This is a genomic window from Haematobacter missouriensis, assembly GCF_000740775.1.
In the GTDB taxonomy this organism is placed as follows: Bacteria; Pseudomonadota; Alphaproteobacteria; order Rhodobacterales; family Rhodobacteraceae; genus Haematobacter; species Haematobacter missouriensis.
The window spans coordinates 51,575-70,281 of the sequence record NZ_JFGS01000006.1; the positions used below are offsets into that span (position 1 = coordinate 51,575).

Here is an 18,707-nt window from a genome sequence, read left to right on the forward strand (position 1 = left end):
TTCAGTTCGGCGTCATTGCCGGCGGTTGCGTCGCGCGCCGCGCCAGCTCCTGCCGGTAAAGGGCAAGGAAGTCGATGTTGTCGAGCGACAGCGGAGGGAACCCGCCGTCGCGGGTCACGTCGGAGACGATCCGGCGCACGAAGGGGAACAACATGCGCGGACATTCGATGAGCAGGAATGGGTGCAGCTGATCCTCTGGCACGCCCTCTATCGCAAAGACACCGGCGTAATCCAGTTCCAACAGGAACAGCGGCTCGTTGTTGGATTTGTTACGCGAGGTGATCTTGAACTTGGTTACCACTTCATAGTGGTTGGTCGTCCCGCGCTTGCGGGCATCAAGACTTACCTGCACTTGGATGTCGGGCTGCATCTCGCCGTTCTGCGCACCCTTTTGGGCTACGACATTCTCGAACGACAGATCGCGCGTATACTGCGCGAGCACCTGCATCCTGACTTGCGGCGCCTCGGGGGCCCCGCCATTCGCCACTTCAGCCATCAGAACCTCCTCAAGGTCGTTTGGGTTCGTGACTATCAGGTCGCAGAGCCTGCCTCAATGCCGCGTCCAGCCGGAATTTCCATGCGTGGGATTCTTGCCGGGAGGAATTTCCTCAAACTCCGCATCTATGACGATATCCTTAGGGCTCTGCTCATTCGGACGGCGCGCGTCACCTGCCGTGCGCACCCCAAAGGTGCGTACCTGGATGCGCCGTGAGGCCTCTCTCAGAATGAAGCGACGGACGGGCGGAATGAGCAACAGGATACCCACGGCATCGGTGAAGAATCCAGGAAGCATCAGCAGGAATCCAGCCATCATGATCATGGCGCCGTGCGCCATCGGTGCGGATGGATCGCCCAGCGTCTCAAACCGCCGCCGCATATCGTTGAGCGCGCCCTGGCCCTGCCGCCGCACGACCGCCATGCCTGCCAGCGCGGACAGCACGATCAGGCCAAGCGTGGGCCACACACCGATCCATCCTCCGACAAGAATGAACAGCGCAATCTCGACCAACGGAAGAAGGACAAGGGCGAGGAGCAAATACATATCCGGTTCGAGGCCTTTATGGGGTTGCGTCATTTGATCCGAGGCGCTGCGGTGGACTCAGGCCCCCTGCTCCCCTACATAGGTAGAACAGCCGCCGAATGCCATGTTCCGACCTCTTTTGACGCACCCCGAGGTATAAATGAGCTCCGCCGTTATCCAACTCATCGTTCTTGCCGGGATCGCCGTGTTCCTGATCCTGAGGCTGCGGAGCGTTCTGGGCAGCCGCGAAGGATTTGAAAAGCCGCCCCTTCCTGTGGGAGATGAGGCTCGCCCGACGCCCCGCCGGAATTTCGAGGTCATCGATGGTGGTCCCGATCAGGACATCACGGATCATGTGCCTGACGGCTCTCCCGCTGCCGTAGCGCTCACCAGCATGAAGAAGGTCGACCCTGCCTTCAACGTGGGCGAGTTCCTGCATGGGGCCCGTGCGGCATATGAAATGATCCTCATGGCATTTGAGCGCGGCGAGATCGAGAGCGTGAAACCTTATGTTTCAGAGCAGGTGTATGCCACATTTGCGGATGTGATCGAAAGCCGCAGGCGGGAGGGGCTGACAGTTCAGTCCACCTTCGTCGGTATCCGGGAGCTTTCGCTGGCGGATGCAAGCTTCGATCAGGCAAGCAGGGAAGGGGCAGTCACCGTGCGCTTCACCGGCGAGTTGACGTCGGTCGTCCGTGATGCGGCGGGACAGATCGTGGAGGGCAATCCGAACGAGATCCGCCGTCAGCGCGATGTTTGGACTTTCGCCCGAATCATGGGATCGAACGACCCCAACTGGCAGCTTGTCGCGACCGGAGAATGACGGAGCGCTTGGCTGGGGCAGGGGCGGGATTGTCACCTGACGCCCTGCCGGGGTGGAGTGAGGACGATCATGAGGCGGCCTTGGCCGCCTTTTTGGTCACTTCGACCGCGACGGGCGGTCCCGCGCGACGCTATTGGGAGCAGGGGTTCCGAGCTGTGGAGCTTGCTGGAGACTGGATGTTCACCGGCTATTATGAGCCTGAACTTCCGGCTCGCACCCAGCCGGATGCCCGCTTCCGCTATCCGGTTCACCGTCTGCCTGAGGGTTTGCCTGCACAGAGGCCCTGGTTCAGCCGTGCGGAGATCGCTGCGGGCGACCTGCTTCGCGGGCAGGAGATCGCGTGGCTGGAAGACCCGCTCGAGGCGTTTCTCCTGCAGGTTCAGGGCTCCGGGCGTCTGGTGCTGGAGGATGGACGCGTCCTGCGCCTTGGTTATGGCGGTCGGAATGGTCATCCCTACGTTTCCATCGGCCGGCAGCTTGTTCTCAGGGGCGAAATCCCGCTGGAAGCGATGTCCACCGAAGCTATTCGCGACTGGGCACGCCGGAACCCTGACCGGCTGCCCGCCCTGTTGAACACCAACCCCTCTTACGTCTTCTTCCGCCTGTTGGATCTTCCCCCGGCGGTGGGCCCTCTGGGCGCGATGGAGCGACCGCTGACGGCTGGCCGGAGCCTAGCCGTGGATCCTTCTGTCGTGCCGCTCGGCGCAGCAGTCTGGATAAGGGTGGAGAACATGGCGCGCCTGATGGTGGCGCAGGACACCGGCAGCGCGATCAAGGGGTCGCGGGGTGACATCTTCTTCGGCTCGGGCGTGGAGGCGGGGCAACGTGCGGGGCGGCTACGGCACCACGGACGGGCTTTTCTGCTTCTCCCAAGGGAGGACTGAAATGGGGCGCAAACGGCGGGACATCACCCCGGAGGAGGCGAAACTCTGGCAAAGCGTGGCGCGCTCCACTCTGCCGATGCATCGCATCGAACCCCTGCCCGAGCCGGAGGAACGTCCCGCGCGGCCCATCCTGCCCCGTACGGAGGAGCCTACACAGGCCGCGATTCAGGCCTTCCGGGTCGGGGAGCGGGCGGATGCGAGGCGGCCCCATACCTTGCTTGGTTCTCTGCCGGAACGGTTGGCCTCGGGGGGCGTCAGGATGGACCGGCGCACCTTCGATCAGATGAACCGCGGCAAGATCTCGCCTGAAGGGCGGCTCGACCTCCATGGGATGACGCTGGCAGAGGCGCATGGCGCGCTTGTCCGCTTCGTGATGGATGGTCATCGTCGGCAGCGTCGGCTGTTGCTGGTGATTACGGGCAAGGGCCGAAACCCGAGCGATGAGGGGCCTATTCCCGTACGTATGGGGGCGCTTCGACATCAGGTGCCGCAGTGGCTGACACTGCCACCGCTGGGCGGGCTCGTCTTGCAGGTGACCCCGGCGCATATCCGCCATGGCGGCACTGGGGCCTATTATGTCTATCTGCGCCGGAACCGGGCCTAGCAGGCTGCTGAAAAAGCACTCCGGGGCTGCTCTCAAGTGGAGATACTCCTCACATTATTGAAGAGCGCCCTGGAAACCATGAATTCTGGCTTGTGACCTGACCGATTTCCGGCCTTCAGCGCAAGCTCGCGCAGCTTCAGCGGCCCATCTGGCGTCAGGCTGCGGCTTTCATCACGGCTACCTCGATCGAGGCTTCGATGATATCCAGCGCCTCATCCACCTGCGCCCAGGGCGTCGTCAGCGGTGGCAGCAAACGGATGACGTTGTAGCGCGTCCCGCAGGACAGAAGGATCAGCCCACGCGTCTCCGCTTCCGCGACGATTCGGCCTGTAAGCGCGGCATCGGGCGCGCGGCTCCCCCGATCAGTCACCAGTTCAAAGGCGTTCATCGCACCAAGGCCCCGCACATCGCCGATGCATTCCATGCCCTGCCGCCGGGATATTGCCTCCAGCCGGGCGCGGATCCGCTCTCCCATCTCCGCGGCGCGGAGACAGAGTGCTTCCTCCTCCACGATGTCGAGAACGGCGTTCGCGGCAGCCACGGCCAACGGATTGCCCGCATAAGTGCCCCCTAGGCCGCCCGGACCCGGTGCATCCACGATCTCTGTCCGGCCCGTGACCGCGGAGAGCGGGAAGCCTCCGGCCAGCCCCTTGGCCATCGTGACGAGATCGGGCGCCACGCCCGCGTGCTCAAAGCCGAACATCTTGCCGGTGCGCGCGATACCGGCTTGAACCTCGTCCCCGATCAGGACGATGCCGTGGCGATCGCAGATCTCCCGAACCGCACGAAGAAAGCCGAAGGGCGCGATGTTGAAACCACCCTCACCCTGCACCGGCTCCACGATGATCGCGGCCACCCTCTCCGGATCGACGGAGCTGGCAAACAGCCGCTCCAGATCGGCGAGGGCCTGCGCCTCGCTGACGCCGTGGTACTCGTTGGGGAAGGGGGCGTGGACAACTTCCGCCGGCATGGCGCCAAAACCCTTCTTGTAGGGTGCGACCTTGCCTGTCAGCGCCATGCCGAGCAGTGTCCGGCCATGGAATGCGCCGGAAAAAGCGATGACACCCGACCGGCCCGTATATGCACGCGCCATCTTCACCGCATTCTCCACCGCCTCCGCGCCGGTGGTGACAAGCATGGTCTTCTTGGGGAAATCGCCGGGCGCTGCAGCATTCAGCCGCTCGGCAAGCCCAAGGTAGGATTCATAGGGTGCGACATGGAAGCAGGTGTGGGTGAAGGACTGCGCCTGCTCCGCGACGGCGGCCATGACCTTCGGGTGACGATGCCCGGTATTGTTGACGGCGATACCGGCGGCGAAGTCGATGTAGCGCTTGCCATCCGCATCCCAGAGTTCGGCGTTCTCCGCGCGCACCGCATAGATGCCACGGGTGGAGACACCGCGGGCAACGGCGGCCTCCTTGCGGGACGAAAGCGTTCTGCTGTCAGTCATCGGCCATCTCCATGTTGAGGTGGAAATGTGTAGGACCGCTTCAAATTTTAAGCAACAGATTCGGTGGCGGAATTCACAGATAGGGGGGTGTACAGGCGGATATCACCACCGTCCGGCCCGGATGGACATTGCGGAACCGGTGGGGAAGGCGACTGTCGAACAGGTAGGAATCGCCGGGATGAAGTACCCGCACGTCCTTCCCGACGGTCAGCTCGAGCGCACCTTCGATCACATAGCCACCTTCGTTTGAAAAATGCTCGAGCATCGTGTTTCCGGTATCGGCACCCTGCTCATAGACCTCATGCAGAATCTGTAGGTTATGCCGCCGCGCATTGCCGATCTGGCGGAGGGCCATCCGTCCCGTGAACTCCGCTCCGCCCGACACTGGCAGCTTGGAAGTAAGGTCCGCAAGCTCCGCGTCCGTGAAGAACGGGCCTTCCGCCTCCTGCCGCTCCGCTTCAAAGAAATCGGCCATGCTGAGGCTCAATCCGCTTAATACTTTGCGCAAAGTAGAGACGGATGGACTGGAGCGGTTCTGCTCAATCACGGAAATCTGTGCATGTGGCACCCCGGCCCGTTCGGCCAGTTGACGTTGTGACAATCCCGCAGCGCGGCGCATCGCCAGCAGTCGCGCGCCGATGTCGAACTGTCTCTCCTCATTCACGTCGCATCTCCTGTGATCGTCTTGCCGGACCCTAAGCCGAACCATTCCGGGCGTCCATTAACCGCCGCTTGCCCTCTGCGTTCCCTCTGACGATGCAAGACGGAGAGAGCAGTTGACTTTTGCTCGGAAGTTTTATTTACGAACGGTCGTCTTTTAAAAAATCTGGAACCCTATGGGCCGCAAGCAGACCATAGACCGGGCGGAAATTCTTCGTGCCGTGGAAACCGTCGTTGCCCGTGATGGCGCGGCGGGGCTGACCATCGGTGCCGTCGCCGCGGAAATGGGCATCAGCAAGGCTGGCGTCCTTTACGACTTCGGGTCGAAGGAGGGGCTGATCCTTGCCTATACCGAAAGCCGCATCGACGGCTGGCGGGAGGAGGTCCGCGAGCGGGAGATCGCCCGTAAGGGTGAGGCGAACCAGCGGTTGAACAGCATCCTCGACAAGTATCAGGCCTGCGCGGGCGTGGACGATTCCCAGATCGCGCTTGCCATTTCAGCGGCGATGGTGGCAAGTCACGGGTGTCGGGACATCGTGCGCCGTGCGCATGAGGATGACATCCAGACCATCATCTCCGAAGCCGTTCAGGATGTCGGCGATCCGGCTCCAGCCCTCATCGCCTATCTCGCACTCTGGGGGCTCAAATCGCTCGAGTTTCAAGGCGTGTCGGGTTGTGATCCCGCCTTGAGGGACAAGGTTGTCACAGCCCTTCGCGCGCTTCCATTTCTCTCTCTTCCTCTTCCCCTCGCATCGGAAAATACAGGCACAGAATGATCCGCTCATCCCTCGACCGCGCGTGGCGCGGAATTGCACTCGTCGCGATGCTCTGCCTGCCCCTTCCCGTGGCGGCCCAGCAGGGGCAGATGCCGCCGACCTCCGTCAGCGTCATCACCATGGCGCCGGAAGCTCTGCCCGTGGTCAACGAACTGCCGGGGCGCGTCTCCGCCACGCGTATTGCCGAAGTGCGCCCGCGCGTTTCCGGTATCGTGGTGGAGCGCGTGTTCGAACAGGGGAGCATCGTGAAGGAGGGCGATATCCTCTACAAGATCGACCCTGCCCAGTTCGAGGTGCGCGTTCGTGCGGCCGAGGCGCAGCGCGCCCGGGCCGAGGCCACCGAAATGAACGCCGAAATCGAATATCGCCGCCAGCAGCAACTCCGCGAGCGGAACGTTTCTGCCCGCGCCGATCTGGATACCGCCGAAACCGTGCTGGCGCAGGCCCGCGCTGATGTCGCCGCCGCAGAGGCGGCGCTGCAGGAGGCGAAGCTCAATCTCGACTATACCCAGGTCAGGGCACCCATCGCGGGCACGATTGGCCGTGCGTTGGTGACGGAGGGCGCGCTCGTCACCTCGCAGAGCGATATCATGGCGTTGATCCAGCAGCTCGACCCGCTCTATGCCGACTTCACCCAGTCCTCCTCCGATCTGCGTCGGCTCCGGCAGGCAATGGCGGCAGGCCAGTTGGTTGCGACCGCGCCGAACGAGGCGCAGGTGACGCTGTTCTTCGACGACGGCACGCAATACGAACATCCCGGCAAGCTGTTGTTCTCCGAAGCCACGGTCGATACGACCACCGGCCAGGTGCTTCTGCGCGGCGAATTCCCGAACCCCAACGGAGAGCTTCTGCCGGGGCTTTATGTCCGTGTCCGTATCGAGCAGGCGATCCGTGACAATGCGCTCGCCATTCCGCAGATGGCGGTTCTGCGCGATGCGCAGGGCAATGCGCAGGTCTATGTCGTCCGTGATGACGACACCGTGGAGCTCCGCCCCCTCCAGCTAGGCCCGACGGTCGGCAACCGCTGGATCGTGGATGGTGGGTTGCAGGCTGGCGAGCGTGTCGTGGTGGTCGGTTCCCAGAAACTTTTCCCGGATGCCAAGGTCGTGCCGCAGCAGTGGTCGCAGGCCGAAAACAGCGCGAACTGAGGACGTCAGATGCCGCATTTCTTCATCACGAGGCCTGTCTTCGCCTGGGTGATCGCGATTTTCATCGTGCTCGCCGGTGTGCTGGCGTTGCCCTCCATCCCGATCTCGCAATATCCGCGCGTGGCTCCGCCGCAGATTCAGATTTCCACCAGCTATACCGGCGCCTCGCCGGAGGAAATCTACCAGTCCGTCGCCCGTCCGATCGAGGAAGAGCTGAACGGCATCAGCGGGATCATGTATTTCGAATCCACCTCGGATACTTCCGGCCGGATCTCGATCACCGCCACCTTCACCCCGGAAACGGATGTCGGCAGTGCGCAGGTGGACGTGCAGAACGCGGTTGCCCGGGTGCAGCCGCGGCTGCCCTCGCAGGTCGTGAGCCAGGGGATTACCGTACGGGAGGCCGGTGCGGGCTTCCTTCTCATGGTTGCGCTGACCTCCACCGACAACAGCTATGACGTGATTGGACTGGGCGACTATATCAACCGCAATATCGTCGGCGAGTTGCGGCGCATCAACGGCGTGGGCGAGGCGCAGATCTTTGCCGCGCAACGCGCCATGCGGGTCTGGCTGGACCCGGACAAGATGACCGGGCTCAATCTTTCCTCCGCGGATGTCGTGGCAGCGATCCGGGCACAGAACGCGCAGGTGGCGGCAGGTTCGGTCGGTGCTGCGCCGAACCCGATCAACCAGCAGCTTACTGCGACCGTTCTCATCAAGGGCCAGCTTTCCACGCCCGAGGAGTTCGGCGAGATCATCCTGCGCGCCAATCCCGACGGTTCCGCCGTCCGGCTCCGCGATGTCGCCCGGGTGGAGGAGGGGGGGGAGAGCTACACCTTCGCCTCGCGCCTGAACGGGCAGCCTTCCGCTGCCGTCGGCATTCAGCTTTCCACTACCGGCAATGCGCTGGCAACGTCCGAGGCCGTCCACGCCAAGATGGCTGAACTGTCCGCTTTCTTCCCGGAAGGTATCGAGTACTCGATCCCCTATGACACCTCTCCCTTCGTGCAGGCCTCCATCGAAAAGGTGATTCACACGCTGGTCGAGGCGGTCATTCTGGTGTTCCTTGTGATGTTCCTGTTCCTTCAGAACATCCGCTACACCGTTATTCCAACCATCGTCGTGCCGATTGCACTTTCCGGGACGCTCGCTGTGATGTGGGCGACGGGCTTTTCGGTGAACGTGCTGACCATGTTCGCGATGGTGTTGGCCATCGGCATTCTGGTGGACGACGCGATTGTCGTCATCGAGAACGTCGAGCGAATAATGGTCTCCGAGGGTCTGCCGCCCAAGGAAGCCACTGAAAAGGCCATGCACCAGATCACCGGCGCCATCGTCGGGATCACGCTGGTGCTGTCGGCCGTGTTCATCCCGATGGCCTTCTTCCCCGGCTCGACGGGCATCATCTACCGCCAGTTCGCTTTGACGATGGTGGTGTCGATCCTGTTCTCCGCTTTCCTCGCTCTTACCCTGACACCTGCGCTCTGCGCGACTTTCCTGAAACCCGTCAAGCATGACCATCATGCCAAGAAGGGGTTCTTCGGCTGGTTCAACCGGGGCTTCGACCGGACGACCGAGAGCTATACAGGCGGCGTGCGGCGGGTGGTGAACAGGCCATGGCCGATGATGCTGGTTTACGTGATCCTCTGCGCGGCGGTCGGTTACGGCTTCCTCCAACTGCCGACCTCCTTCCTGCCGAACGAGGATCAGGGCTTCATCATCACCGATGTGCAGGCACCTCCCGCGGCCTCCGCCAACCGTACGAGCGCGGTGCTGGAGACAGCGGAGGGCATCTTCAGCGAGATGCCGGAGGTCGAGAACGTGGTCAGCATTCGCGGCTTCTCCTTCTCCGGCTCGGGGGAGAATGCGGGGCTGATGTTCGTTACCTTCAAGGACTGGGCTGAACGGGATCGGTCGGCTCAGCAGATCGCCAACGCCGCGAACGCGCAACTTTTCGCGGTGGAAGACGCCCGCGCCTTTGCCCTGTCGCCGCCTGCCATCCAAGGCTTCGGAACGGCCTCGGGTTTCAGCTTCCGCCTTCAGGACAGGGTGGGTCACGGCCAGCAGGCGCTGCAGGCGGCGGCCAATCAACTCATGAGCATGGCGGGCGAAAGCCCGATCCTTGCCGGTCTTCGGACGGAGGGGCTACCGGACGCGGCACAGGTGCAGGTTACGATCGACCGGGAAAAGGCGAATACCTTCGGTGTGACCTTCGCCGACATCTCCGCTACCATCTCGCAATATCTGGGGTCGCTCTATGTCAACGACTTTCCGAACAACGGGCGGATGCAGCGCGTGATGGTGCAGGCGGGTGAGTCCGCCCGCATGCAGGCGGAGGGGCTTCTCAATCTGACGGTGCGCAACAGCCACGGCGGCATGGTGCCCTTCTCCTCCTTCGCGACGCTGCACTGGGAGCGGGGTCCGGCGCAGGTGGTGGGCTACAACGCCTATCCCTCCATTCGCATCGCCGGTCAGGCTGCACCCGGCTATTCCTCTGGCGCCGCGATCGCGGAGATGGAGCGGCTGGCGGGTGAACTGCCGGAAGGCTTCGGATACGAATGGACAGGACAGTCGCTGGAGGAGATCTCCTCGGGTAACGCCTCCGCCCTTCTGTTCGGCATGTCGATCCTGTTCGTGTTCCTGCTGCTCGCCGCGCTTTACGAAAGCTGGTCGATCCCGATCTCGGTTATGCTCGTCGTGCCACTGGGGGTCATCGGCTGCGTGATCGCGGTGATGCTGCGAGACATGCCGAACGACGTATATTTCAAGGTGGGTCTCATCGCGATCATCGGTCTCTCTGCCAAGAACGCGATTCTCATCGTGGAATTCGCGAAGGGGCTGCGGGAAGAGGGCAAGACCGCGCTAGAGGCGGCGGTGGAGGCGGCGAAGTTGCGCTTCCGCCCGATCCTGATGACCTCGCTCGCCTTTACGCTGGGCGTGGTGCCGCTCGCCATCGCCACAGGGCCTTCGGCGGCCAGCCAGAATGCCATCGGCACGGCGGTGATCGGGGGCATGATCGCCGCGACCGTGCTGGCCGTGTTTTTCGTGCCGGTATTCTTCGTGGTGGTCATGGCGCTCTTCGAGCGTCGCAGGAAGGCGCCCGCTGCAGCCTGAGTGCTTGGCCGGCAACGCTGTCGGCCCCATACTCCACAGGGCGTCCGGGGAACCGGGCGCCTCTTTCGTTTCCGGGAGCCGTCCATGATGCGCCGTATCCTTGTCGCCGGAACCTGCCTGCTTCTCATCCTGTTATCGGTCTGGCAGGCGAGGTGCATCGCGCTCCGACACTATCTGGAGGCGGACCGGCAGCGGGCCGAAACGGCGCTCCGGCTTACCACGGGGGCGATGACCGGATATCTCGCGCGCTACGAAGTTGCGCCCGAGTTGCTTGCCGCTCTGGATCAGGTGCAGGCGCTGGCGGCCGATCCCGACAACCCTGCCCGCGCCGCCGAGATAAACACGATGCTTACGGAGCGGAATGCCGCGCTTCAGGCATCCGACATCTATGTCATAGGGCGTGACGGCGTGACACTGGCCGCCAGTAACCACGACCGGCCCGACAGTTTCGTGGGCCAGAACTTCAGCTACCGGCCCTATTTTCAGGACGCGATCTCCGGGCGGCTCGCGCGGTTCTACGGGATCGGCACTACATCCGGCCTCCGGGGATACTACTTCTCCGCGCCGATCCGCCTGGGTGGGGATATCCTGGGCGTGGTCACGGTGAAGATCGGCCTCGACGCGCTGGAGGAGAGTTGGTCGGGCAGCGAATATCGTATTTTCGTCACCGATCCCGAGGGCGTCGTGTTCATGTCCTCGGTGCCGGAGTGGCTCTACGGAGGCCTCATGCCGCTGACGCAGGACAGGGTGGCGCGGGAGGAAGCCTCCCGCCGTTATGCGGGGGAGCGGCTCTTTCCCCTTCCGCTCACGCGGCACTCGGCGGTGGCGGTAGAGACGCTGCGCGAGACGGGCGGACAGCGCAACGACTACACTGCTGTGGCGCAGGTCTCGTCCGACGCTGGCTGGCAGGTTCATGTCCTGCTCGACAGCGCCTCCGCCCGGGCACAGGCAGCGCTTGCGGCACTGGCAACGGGGCTTCTGATCTGCCTGCTGCTTTCCGCGGCCATTGTCCTCTGGCAGCGTAGTGCAGGCCAGCGGGAACGGCTGGCGCTGCAGGAACGCGCCCGTGCGCATCTGGAGCACCGTGTCGCACGCCGGACATCCGCGCTCAATGCCGCGAACCTTCGGCTGGAGGCGGAGATCGCGGAGCGCCGGGAGACGGAGAACGAGCTTCGCCGCACACAGGCGAGCCTCGTTCAGGCGGGCAAGCTCGCCGCACTGGGTCAGATGGCCGCCGCCCTGTCTCACGAACTCAACCAGCCGCTGGCTGCGGCGCGGAACTACGCCGATAACGCGATGACCCTGATCGACAGGCAGGATCTTCCCCGCGCGCGCGACAACGTGGGGCGTATCCATGCTCTTGTGGATCGCATGACTTCCATCGGCCAGCACCTCCGCAACATCGCCCGGAACCCGGAGGAGAAGCTCGGACCGGTCGATCTCGCGTCGCTCATGGACGAAACCCGCGCCATCGTCGCCCCCCGGCTGGAGGCGACGGGCGCTGAGCTGGAAGTCGAGATCACGCCCGATCTTCCTGCGCTCCGTGCCGGGGCGACGCGCCTTCAACAGGTGCTGGTCAATCTTATTGGCAATGCCGCTGACGCGGCTGCGGAAGCGGAGGACCGCCGCATCCGTTTGACGGCACGTGTGGAAGATGGCCTTGCCGTCATCCGGGTGCGGGATCACGGGCCGGGGGTGCCCGCGGCGATCATCGACCGGATCTTCGATCCGTTCTTCACCACGAAGCGGGTGGGGGCGGGCCTTGGGCTGGGTCTTTCCATCTCCTATAACATCGTCAAGGATTTCGGCGGCGATCTCCGGGTGACGAACACCGGCGACGGCGCGGAATTCGCAGTCATCTTGAACGTGGCGGAGCGACGGGGAGCGGCGGCGTGAGCATTATGCGGATATTGCTGGCCGACGACGATGCGGAGATGCGTCATTCCACGGCGGAAGGGCTGGACCTTGCAGGTTTCCAGGTGGAGGCATTTGCCTCCGCCGAGGAGGTTCTGGCCCTTGCGGCACCCGGGTTCAACGGCGTCATCGCCAGCGACATCCGCATGCCCGGCATGGATGGCATGACCCTTCTGGATCGCGTGCGGGAGATCGACGCGGAAATCCCCGTGATCCTCATCACCGGCCATGCGGAGGTGCAGCTCGCCGTCGAGGCCATGCGGCGCGGTGCCTACGACTTCATTGAGAAGCCCTTCACCATGCAGTCGCTGGTCGCGGTGCTGCGCCGCGCGCTCGACCATCGGGGGCTGGTGCTGGAGAATCGACGACTCCGTGCGGCTGCGGGCAAGCGGGACGATATCGAAACCCGCGTGCCGGGCCGCTCTCAGGGGATGGTGGACCTGCGCTACCGGCTACGCGCCATCGGCGCCTCGGACGCCGACGCGCTCATCATCGGGCCGACGGGGGCAGGCAAGGAGGTCGTCGCGCGGGCGATGCACGACCTGTCCTCCCGCGCGCAGCGGCCCTTTATCGCGATCGATTGTGCCGCCTTGCCCGTGACGCTGATCGAAAGCGAGCTGTTCGGCCATGAGATCGGCGCCTTTCCGGGGGCGCTGCGGTCGCGGTTCGGAAAGTTCGAACATGCCCGCGGGGGGACGATCCTGCTCGATGAGATCGGCTCCATGCCCTTTGATCTTCAGGCCAAGCTGCTGCGGGTGCTGGAGGCGCGGGTCATCACCCGGCTGGGGTCGCACGATGCCATTCCACTCGATGTCCGCTTCATTGCCACCAGCAAGGTCGATCTGGCGGAGGAGGTGGCTGCAGGCCGCTTCCGGGAGGATCTCTACTACCGGCTGAACGTCGCGACGATCCGGCTGCCTTCATTGGCGGAGCGCCGGGAGGATATACCGCTCCTCTTCCTCCACCTTGCGCGCGAAGCGGCGGCGCGGCATGGCGTGGCGGAGCGAGAGTCTCCGCCTGGTCTGCTGGCCACGCTCTCCAGCCGCGACTGGCCCGGAAATGTGCGCGAACTGCGCAATGCCGCTGAACGCTTCGTGCTCGGCATCGAGGGCATGGAGAGTGCGGCGGGCGAGGGCGCCCGGCTGTCGGATCGGGTGGCGCAATTCGAGCGGAGCCTCATATCCGGCGCGATCAGTGCAAACGGGGGCCGGTTGAAGCCTGTCTATGAAGCGCTCGGGATTTCTCGCAAGACGCTCTATGAGAAGATGCAGAAATATGGTCTGGACAGAAAGCTTTTGTCGGAAACGGCAGAGGGCGCGGAGCTGGAACCCGAATTTTCCGTCCGGCAATAAAGTTCTGTTGGCATGTCGTTTCCGCAGTATCCGCCTTTCCCCAAGGGTGCGGCCAATCGGCGCCGCTGAGGAGAGTTACCAGACAAGGCAATCATCCGCCGCTTGGCGATGATTATCGGTTTGGCAATTGCCGCAAGACTAGCCCATGCGGCAGATCACGATGATCGTGCCCTTCTAGCAAGCTGCCGAAAAAGTCCCGAAATGCAGGCCTAGGTGCCGGAAATCGAAAAATCGGCCCGGAATTGCCTGGAAGTATATGGATTTCCGGTTGGATTTCGTCAGATGATGAACGATTTCCGCTCCAAAACGGGCCAAAAAGCGTTTTTCAGCAGCCTGCTAAGCGTGTGGTCCGATCAATACAGTCGCGCGGCTCGTGTGGCCGCGATCGCTCGGGATGGTGCAAAGCTGACGGCGCTGATGATCATTCGGCTCATCGTTCCCGGCCCCAATGTGGCGACGGAGCAACCCGCGCCCGGCTGAGGGATGATCGCTTCGATCTGACCCTGCAACTTGATGCTTGTCATACTGAACGTACCGCTGATCGGGCTGTTGGCAAAGGGTGTCTTGTCGCCTGCCGTTTTTCTCATCATGGTCTCACGCTTCAGTCGGTGCTTATGGTGTAGTCTCCAAAGACCTTCGCCTCTATGTCGTCGCGGCCTCTGCTCTCCCCGCCTTATGTCATGGCCATGCTGGGGCTGGTGCCCGCGCTGCTGGCCCGGGCTTCGTCTTCAGTCCCATGATCGAGGGGCGCCTGCGTCGACCGTGATCCTGTTGCGGGGCGATCCCATGACATCCGTCAACCGGCCGATGGGTATGAAGCTGCTGCCGCTGGCCTTGCTGGTCCTGCCCAATATCCACTGCAATCGGGAAGAGGTGCGCGGGCAGGAACGAACTCGATCCGGTTCTGCTTCGGGCTAGGGTCTTTTCCCCGGTGCCGGGCCTGTGGTAGCACGGGCCCGGATTTTCCCGGAGAGATGACATGGACGGTTTGGACGCACTGAGGGGCAGGTATCTCGACGGCATCGCCGGGGCGTCGGATGAGTCGTCGCTGGAGGATATCCGCCTTGCCGCGCTGGGCAAGAAGGGCGAGATCAGTCTGAAGATGCGCGAACTGGGCAAGATGACCCCGGAGGAACGCCAGACCACCGGCGCCGCGCTGAACCGCCTGAAGGACGAGATCGATGCCGCCCTTCGCGCCCGCAAGACCGCTCTTGGCGATGCGGCGCTCGACGCCCGGCTGAAGGCGGAGTGGTTGGATGTCACCCTGCCCGGCCGCCCGCGCCGTCAGGGCACGATCCATCCCGTGAGCCAGGTGACGGAGGAGGTCACCGCCATCTTCGCCGACATGGGCTTCGCCGTGGCGGAAGGCCCGCAGGTGGAGAGCGACTGGTACAATTTCGACGCGCTGAACATCGCGCCGGAGCACCCCGCCCGGCAAGAGCATGACACGTTCTTCATGGCGCGCGATCCGGGCGACAACCGTCCGCCGAACGTGCTGCGGACCCATACCTCGCCCGTGCAGATCCGCGCGATGCAGGAACGGGGCGCCCCGCTTCGCGTCATCTGTCCGGGGCGCGTCTATCGCATGGACATGGATCAGACCCACACGCCGATGTTCCATCAGGTCGAGGGGCTGGCGCTCGGCCGCGACATCAACATGGCCAACCTCAAATGGGTGCTGGAGGAGTTCTGCCGCGCCTTCTTCGAGGTGGACAGCGTGGAACTGCGCTTCCGCGCCTCGCACTTCCCCTTCACTGAACCCTCGGCGGAGGTCGATATCCGCTGCTCCTGGGAGGGTGGCCAGCTCAAGATCGGCGAAGGCGACTCGTGGCTCGAAATCCTCGGCTCCGGCATGGTCCATCCGAAGGTTCTGGCCGCCGGCGGCATCGACCCGAACGAATGGCAGGGCTTCGCCTTCGGCATGGGCATCGACCGGATCGCCATGCTGAAATACGGCATCCCCGACCTGCGCGCTTTCTTCGAGAGCGACCTGCGGTGGCTCAGGCACTACGGCTTCGCTGCGCTCGACGTGCCGGGGATTGTGGGCGGGTTGAGCAGGTGAGACGCTCAGGGAAATGATATTCGGAAAGTTTGGCATTCAGCTCGGTTCGAGCAATCTGGATTTGGAATCCAATCAGATTGGCTGGGAACGTGCAAAAGCTATCTTTGAATCATTCTTTTCCCTGATTGAGGCCGGCGTGGTTTTGGGAGCCCTAAGAGCAGCCATGTCCCAGTTGGATTCGTGGACGCTGACGGCGCTTTGGATCTCAGGGTATACTGCACTGGCTCTGTATGTTCTAACGGGAGCGAGTTATTTTGTTGCGGCCTCCTATGCCCATTTCGGATGGTCCGGCGAAAATCGATGGGTAAAGCGTTCCTTCAGAACAATAACGGCTCTTATTGCTTTGGCTGTTCCCTACGTGGTTGATGGCCTCGCCTCACAAGCAATTACGGCTGCCTTGAAGTAGCAAAGGTTGGGTGCCCGGTGGGCTTGATGGAAAGAAAAATATGAAATTCACCCTCTCCTGGCTGAAAGACCATCTCGACACCACGGCCACCGTCGAGGAAATCGCCGAGACGCTGACCGATCTCGGGCTTGAGGTGGAGGAGGTCTCGAACCCCGCCGCCCGGCTGAAACCCTTCACGCTGGCGAAGGTGCTTCATGCCGAGCAGCATCCCGATGCCGACCGGCTCCGCGTCTGTCGTGTACTGACGGATGAGGGCGAGAAGCAGATCGTCTGCGGTGCGCCCAATGCGCGGGCGGGGATCACCGTCGTGCTGGTGAAGCCCGGTGACTATGTGCCGGGGCTCGACATCACGCTCGGCGTGGGCAAGATCCGCGGCGTGGAAAGCCATGGCATGATGGCCTCCGAACGCGAGCTGGAACTGTCGGACGAGCATGACGGGATCATCGAACTTCCCTCTGGCGGCGTCGGCGAGAAGTTCGTGGACTGGCTGGCAGAGAACCGCCCAGGCGCGGTCGACCCGATGTTCCATATCAAGATCACCCCCAACCGGCCCGATGCGCTGGGCGTGCGGGGCGTTGCGCGCGATCTGGCGGCGCGGGGCCTTGGAACGCTGAAGCCGCTGGCCGTCGAAAAGGTGCCGGGCGCTTTCCCGAACCCGATCCCGGTGAGCATCGATAGCAATACGCTGCCCTTCTGCCCGCTCTTTGCCGGGCGGGTGATCCGCGGGGTGAAGAACGGCCCTTCGCCCGCATGGATGCAGTCGCGGCTGAAGGCCATCGGTCTGCGGCCCATTTCCGCGCTGGTGGACATCACCAATTACTTCACCTTCGATCTGAACCGCCCGCTGCATGTCTTCGACGCGGACAAGGTGAAGGGCACGCTCACCGTGCGCTCGGCCCGGGAGGGGGAAGAGCTGCTGGCGCTCGACGGCAAGAGCTACGCCCTGACGCCCGGCATCACGGTGATCTCCGATGATGCCGGTGTGGAGAGCCTGGGTGGTGTCATGGGGGGCGAGGCTTCGGGCTGCACGGAGGAGACGGTCAGCGTCTATCTGGAGGCTGCGTATTTCGACCCGATCCGCACGGCGACGACGGGTCGCGCGCTCAAGATCATCTCGGACGCGCGCTACCGGTTCGAGCGAGGCATCGACCCGGCCTTCACGCTGGAGGGGATGGAGCTTGCGACGCGCATGATCCTCGACCTCTGCGGGGGTGAGGCGTCGGAGGTGCAGGTCGCCGGCGCGGTCCCCGACACCGCCCGCGCCTATCGCTGGCAGCCGGAGCGGATCATCAGCCTTGTTGGCATGGATATCCCCGCGACGGAGCAGAAGCGTACGCTGGAGGCGCTCGGCTTCACCTTCACGGGCGATATGGCCAGTCCCCCCTCCTGGCGCCCCGACGTGCTGGGAGAAGCCGATCTGGTGGAAGAGGTCGCGCGCGTGGCCTCCCTCACCAAGCTGCGGGGTCAGCCCCTGCCGCGGGCGACGGCGGGGGTGCCCAAGCCGATCCTCTCCCCCCGGCAACGGCGGGAGGGCGCGGCGCGGCGTACGGCTGCGACGCTCGGCTACAATGAATGCGTGACCTACAGTTTCATCTCCGAAGCGGCGGCGAAGTTGTTCGGCGGCGCCGCTCCGGCCACGCGAGTGGACAATCCGATCTCCTCGGCCATGACGCATCTGCGCCCGTCGCTCCTTCCCGGGCTTCTGGAGGCTGCGGCACGCAATCAGGCGCGCGGTTTCGCCGATCTGGCGTTCTTCGAAGTCGGGCCGGTGTTCACCGGCGGCGAACCGGGTGAGCAGGCGACGGAGATCTCTGGACTTCTGGTGGGCGAGGCTGTCGGGCGCGATGTGCATGGCGGCCGGCGCGGCTTCGACGTGTATGACGCCAAGGCGGATGCAGAGGCGATCCTGTCGGCAGCAGGCGCGCCGCAGCGGGTGCAGATCAGCCGCGACGCGGGCGACGCCTTCCATCCCGGTCGGTCCGGCCGCATCGGCCTTGGCAAGAACGCCATCGCCACTTTCGGCGAGGTGCATCCCCGCATCCTGCGCGCCTTCGACGTGAAGGGCCCGGCGGTCGCCTTTACCGTTCATCTCGATGCGATCCCGCTGCCGCGCGGCAAGGGCACGACGCGCCCTGCGCTCGTGCTCTCGGATCTGCAGGCAGTGGAGCGGGACTTCGCCTTCGTGATTGACAGCTCCGTGGAGGCCCTGACGCTCGTCAATGCCGCGCAGGGAGCGGACAAGGCACTGATTGGAGAAGTGCGCGTATTCGACGAATTCTCCGGCGAGAAGGCGGAGGCGCAGATGGGCGCGGGCAAGAAGAGCCTCGCCATCACCGTGCGCCTCCAGCCCAAGGATCGCACCTTGACGGAGGAAGAGATCGCTGCGGTTTCCGCCAAGATCGTGGAGAAGGTCGCGAAGGCCACGGGCGGTGCGTTGCGCGGCTGACCTGACCGCCACCCCGTCCGGCCCTCTGGCCGGGCGGGGAGACGCCC

17 protein-coding genes are annotated in these 18,707 nt (G+C 63.8%); 13 read left to right on the plus strand and 4 right to left on the minus strand.

Going from position 1 to position 18,707, the window contains the following annotated elements:
• Nucleotide 1 precedes the first annotated feature (1 nt).
• Both secB and CG51_RS06950 read right to left on the minus strand, forming a co-directional pair.
• Nucleotides 2-496 (minus strand): protein-export chaperone SecB, encoded by a 495-nt coding sequence (secB, locus tag CG51_RS06945; RefSeq protein WP_035743408.1) that lies wholly within the window; start codon nucleotides 494-496, stop codon nucleotides 2-4.
• A 54-nt stretch (nucleotides 497-550) separates the two neighbouring features.
• Entirely contained in the window at nucleotides 551-1,042 is a 492-nt protein-coding gene (locus CG51_RS06950) for an FxsA family protein (RefSeq protein WP_035743410.1), read from the minus strand.
• A 139-nt stretch (nucleotides 1,043-1,181) separates the two neighbouring features.
• Between CG51_RS06950 and CG51_RS06955 the strand changes: the two genes are divergently transcribed.
• Genes CG51_RS06955 through CG51_RS06965 form a run of 3 tightly spaced genes read left to right on the plus strand, consistent with a single transcriptional unit; the run spans nucleotide 1,182 to nucleotide 3,332 of the window.
• A complete protein-coding gene (locus CG51_RS06955) occupies nucleotides 1,182-1,844 on the plus strand; it encodes a Tim44/TimA family putative adaptor protein (protein WP_035743412.1) in 663 nt (220 codons plus the stop codon).
• Complete coding sequence (gene mltA, locus CG51_RS06960; protein WP_084695079.1) at nucleotides 1,841-2,728, plus strand: murein transglycosylase A; 888 nt, start codon at nucleotides 1,841-1,843, stop codon at nucleotides 2,726-2,728. The genes CG51_RS06955 and mltA overlap by 4 nt, the downstream gene beginning before the upstream one ends.
• A gap of 1 nt (nucleotide 2,729) precedes the next feature.
• Entirely contained in the window at nucleotides 2,730-3,332 is a 603-nt protein-coding gene (locus CG51_RS06965) for a Smr/MutS family protein (protein WP_035743414.1), read from the plus strand.
• Between the two features lie 154 nt (nucleotides 3,333-3,486).
• Here the strand turns inward: CG51_RS06965 and gabT are convergent, their stop codons facing one another.
• A complete protein-coding gene (gabT, locus tag CG51_RS06970) occupies nucleotides 3,487-4,782 on the minus strand; it encodes a 4-aminobutyrate--2-oxoglutarate transaminase (RefSeq protein ID WP_035743415.1) in 1,296 nt (431 codons plus the stop codon).
• Between the two features lie 73 nt (nucleotides 4,783-4,855).
• Complete coding sequence (locus CG51_RS06975) at nucleotides 4,856-5,446, minus strand: cupin domain-containing protein (RefSeq protein WP_035743416.1); 591 nt, start codon at nucleotides 5,444-5,446, stop codon at nucleotides 4,856-4,858.
• 172 nt (nucleotides 5,447-5,618) lie between these two features.
• On the opposite strand from CG51_RS06975, the gene CG51_RS06980 reads away from it, so the two are divergent.
• The 10 genes from CG51_RS06980 (at nucleotide 5,619) to pheT (ending at nucleotide 18,660) form a co-directional block, all read left to right on the plus strand.
• Nucleotides 5,619-6,218, plus strand: coding sequence for a TetR/AcrR family transcriptional regulator (locus CG51_RS06980; RefSeq protein ID WP_051930180.1), 600 nt, complete (start codon nucleotides 5,619-5,621; stop codon nucleotides 6,216-6,218).
• Nucleotides 6,215-7,366 carry an efflux RND transporter periplasmic adaptor subunit gene (locus CG51_RS06985; RefSeq protein WP_051930182.1) on the plus strand — a complete coding sequence of 384 codons (1,152 nt, stop codon included), beginning with the start codon at nucleotides 6,215-6,217 and terminating at the stop codon, nucleotides 7,364-7,366. Before CG51_RS06980 ends, CG51_RS06985 begins: the two co-directional genes overlap by 4 nt.
• A 9-nt stretch (nucleotides 7,367-7,375) precedes the next feature.
• Nucleotides 7,376-10,480: an efflux RND transporter permease subunit gene (locus CG51_RS06990; protein WP_035743417.1), complete on the plus strand. Its 3,105-nt coding sequence runs from the start codon at nucleotides 7,376-7,378 to the stop codon at nucleotides 10,478-10,480.
• A gap of 84 nt (nucleotides 10,481-10,564) precedes the next feature.
• Nucleotides 10,565-12,376, plus strand: a complete 1,812-nt coding sequence (locus tag CG51_RS06995; RefSeq protein WP_088233844.1) for a sensor histidine kinase — start codon at nucleotides 10,565-10,567, stop codon at nucleotides 12,374-12,376.
• 5 nt (nucleotides 12,377-12,381) lie between these two features.
• Nucleotides 12,382-13,746 (plus strand): sigma-54-dependent transcriptional regulator, encoded by a 1,365-nt coding sequence (locus CG51_RS07000; protein WP_198947704.1) that lies wholly within the window; start codon nucleotides 12,382-12,384, stop codon nucleotides 13,744-13,746.
• Between the two features lie 213 nt (nucleotides 13,747-13,959).
• Complete coding sequence (locus CG51_RS07005) at nucleotides 13,960-14,226, plus strand: hypothetical protein (RefSeq protein WP_143412894.1); 267 nt, start codon at nucleotides 13,960-13,962, stop codon at nucleotides 14,224-14,226.
• A gap of 306 nt (nucleotides 14,227-14,532) precedes the next feature.
• Nucleotides 14,533-14,664 carry a hypothetical protein gene (locus tag CG51_RS20905; RefSeq protein ID WP_269845384.1) on the plus strand — a complete coding sequence of 44 codons (132 nt, stop codon included), beginning with the start codon at nucleotides 14,533-14,535 and terminating at the stop codon, nucleotides 14,662-14,664.
• A gap of 61 nt (nucleotides 14,665-14,725) precedes the next feature.
• The gene (pheS, locus tag CG51_RS07010; RefSeq protein ID WP_035743420.1) at nucleotides 14,726-15,808 is read left to right on the plus strand and encodes a phenylalanine--tRNA ligase subunit alpha; all 1,083 of its coding nucleotides are present in this window, start codon (nucleotides 14,726-14,728) and stop codon (nucleotides 15,806-15,808) included.
• Nucleotides 15,809-15,821: 13 nt separating this feature from the next.
• Nucleotides 15,822-16,214, plus strand: a complete 393-nt coding sequence (locus tag CG51_RS07015) for a hypothetical protein (protein WP_035743422.1) — start codon at nucleotides 15,822-15,824, stop codon at nucleotides 16,212-16,214.
• A 40-nt stretch (nucleotides 16,215-16,254) separates the two neighbouring features.
• Entirely contained in the window at nucleotides 16,255-18,660 is a 2,406-nt protein-coding gene (gene pheT / locus CG51_RS07020) for a phenylalanine--tRNA ligase subunit beta (RefSeq protein WP_035743423.1), read from the plus strand.
• The last annotated feature ends 47 nt before the right edge of the window (nucleotides 18,661-18,707 follow it).

What these genes read in the sequence shown, in the direction of transcription:
- pheT (WP_035743423.1), top strand. Translation starts at nt 16,255, where the DNA reads ATGAAATTCACCCTCTCCTGGCTGAAAGACCATCTCGACACCACGGCC.
- CG51_RS06990 (WP_035743417.1), top strand. Translation starts at nt 7,376, where the DNA reads ATGCCGCATTTCTTCATCACGAGGCCTGTCTTCGCCTGGGTGATCGCG.
- mltA (WP_084695079.1), top strand. Translation starts at nt 1,841, where the DNA reads ATGACGGAGCGCTTGGCTGGGGCAGGGGCGGGATTGTCACCTGACGCC.
- secB (WP_035743408.1), bottom strand. Translation starts at nt 496, where the DNA reads ATGGCTGAAGTGGCGAATGGCGGGGCCCCCGAGGCGCCGCAAGTCAGG.
- CG51_RS06965 (WP_035743414.1), top strand. Translation starts at nt 2,730, where the DNA reads ATGGGGCGCAAACGGCGGGACATCACCCCGGAGGAGGCGAAACTCTGG.
- CG51_RS06995 (WP_088233844.1), top strand. Translation starts at nt 10,565, where the DNA reads ATGATGCGCCGTATCCTTGTCGCCGGAACCTGCCTGCTTCTCATCCTG.
- CG51_RS06955 (WP_035743412.1), top strand. Translation starts at nt 1,182, where the DNA reads ATGAGCTCCGCCGTTATCCAACTCATCGTTCTTGCCGGGATCGCCGTG.
- CG51_RS20905 (WP_269845384.1), top strand. Translation starts at nt 14,533, where the DNA reads ATGACATCCGTCAACCGGCCGATGGGTATGAAGCTGCTGCCGCTGGCC.
- pheS (WP_035743420.1), top strand. Translation starts at nt 14,726, where the DNA reads ATGGACGGTTTGGACGCACTGAGGGGCAGGTATCTCGACGGCATCGCC.
- CG51_RS06980 (WP_051930180.1), top strand. Translation starts at nt 5,619, where the DNA reads ATGGGCCGCAAGCAGACCATAGACCGGGCGGAAATTCTTCGTGCCGTG.
- gabT (WP_035743415.1), bottom strand. Translation starts at nt 4,782, where the DNA reads ATGACTGACAGCAGAACGCTTTCGTCCCGCAAGGAGGCCGCCGTTGCC.
- CG51_RS06985 (WP_051930182.1), top strand. Translation starts at nt 6,215, where the DNA reads ATGATCCGCTCATCCCTCGACCGCGCGTGGCGCGGAATTGCACTCGTC.
- CG51_RS06950 (WP_035743410.1), bottom strand. Translation starts at nt 1,042, where the DNA reads ATGTATTTGCTCCTCGCCCTTGTCCTTCTTCCGTTGGTCGAGATTGCG.
- CG51_RS07015 (WP_035743422.1), top strand. Translation starts at nt 15,822, where the DNA reads ATGATATTCGGAAAGTTTGGCATTCAGCTCGGTTCGAGCAATCTGGAT.
- CG51_RS07000 (WP_198947704.1), top strand. Translation starts at nt 12,382, where the DNA reads ATGCGGATATTGCTGGCCGACGACGATGCGGAGATGCGTCATTCCACG.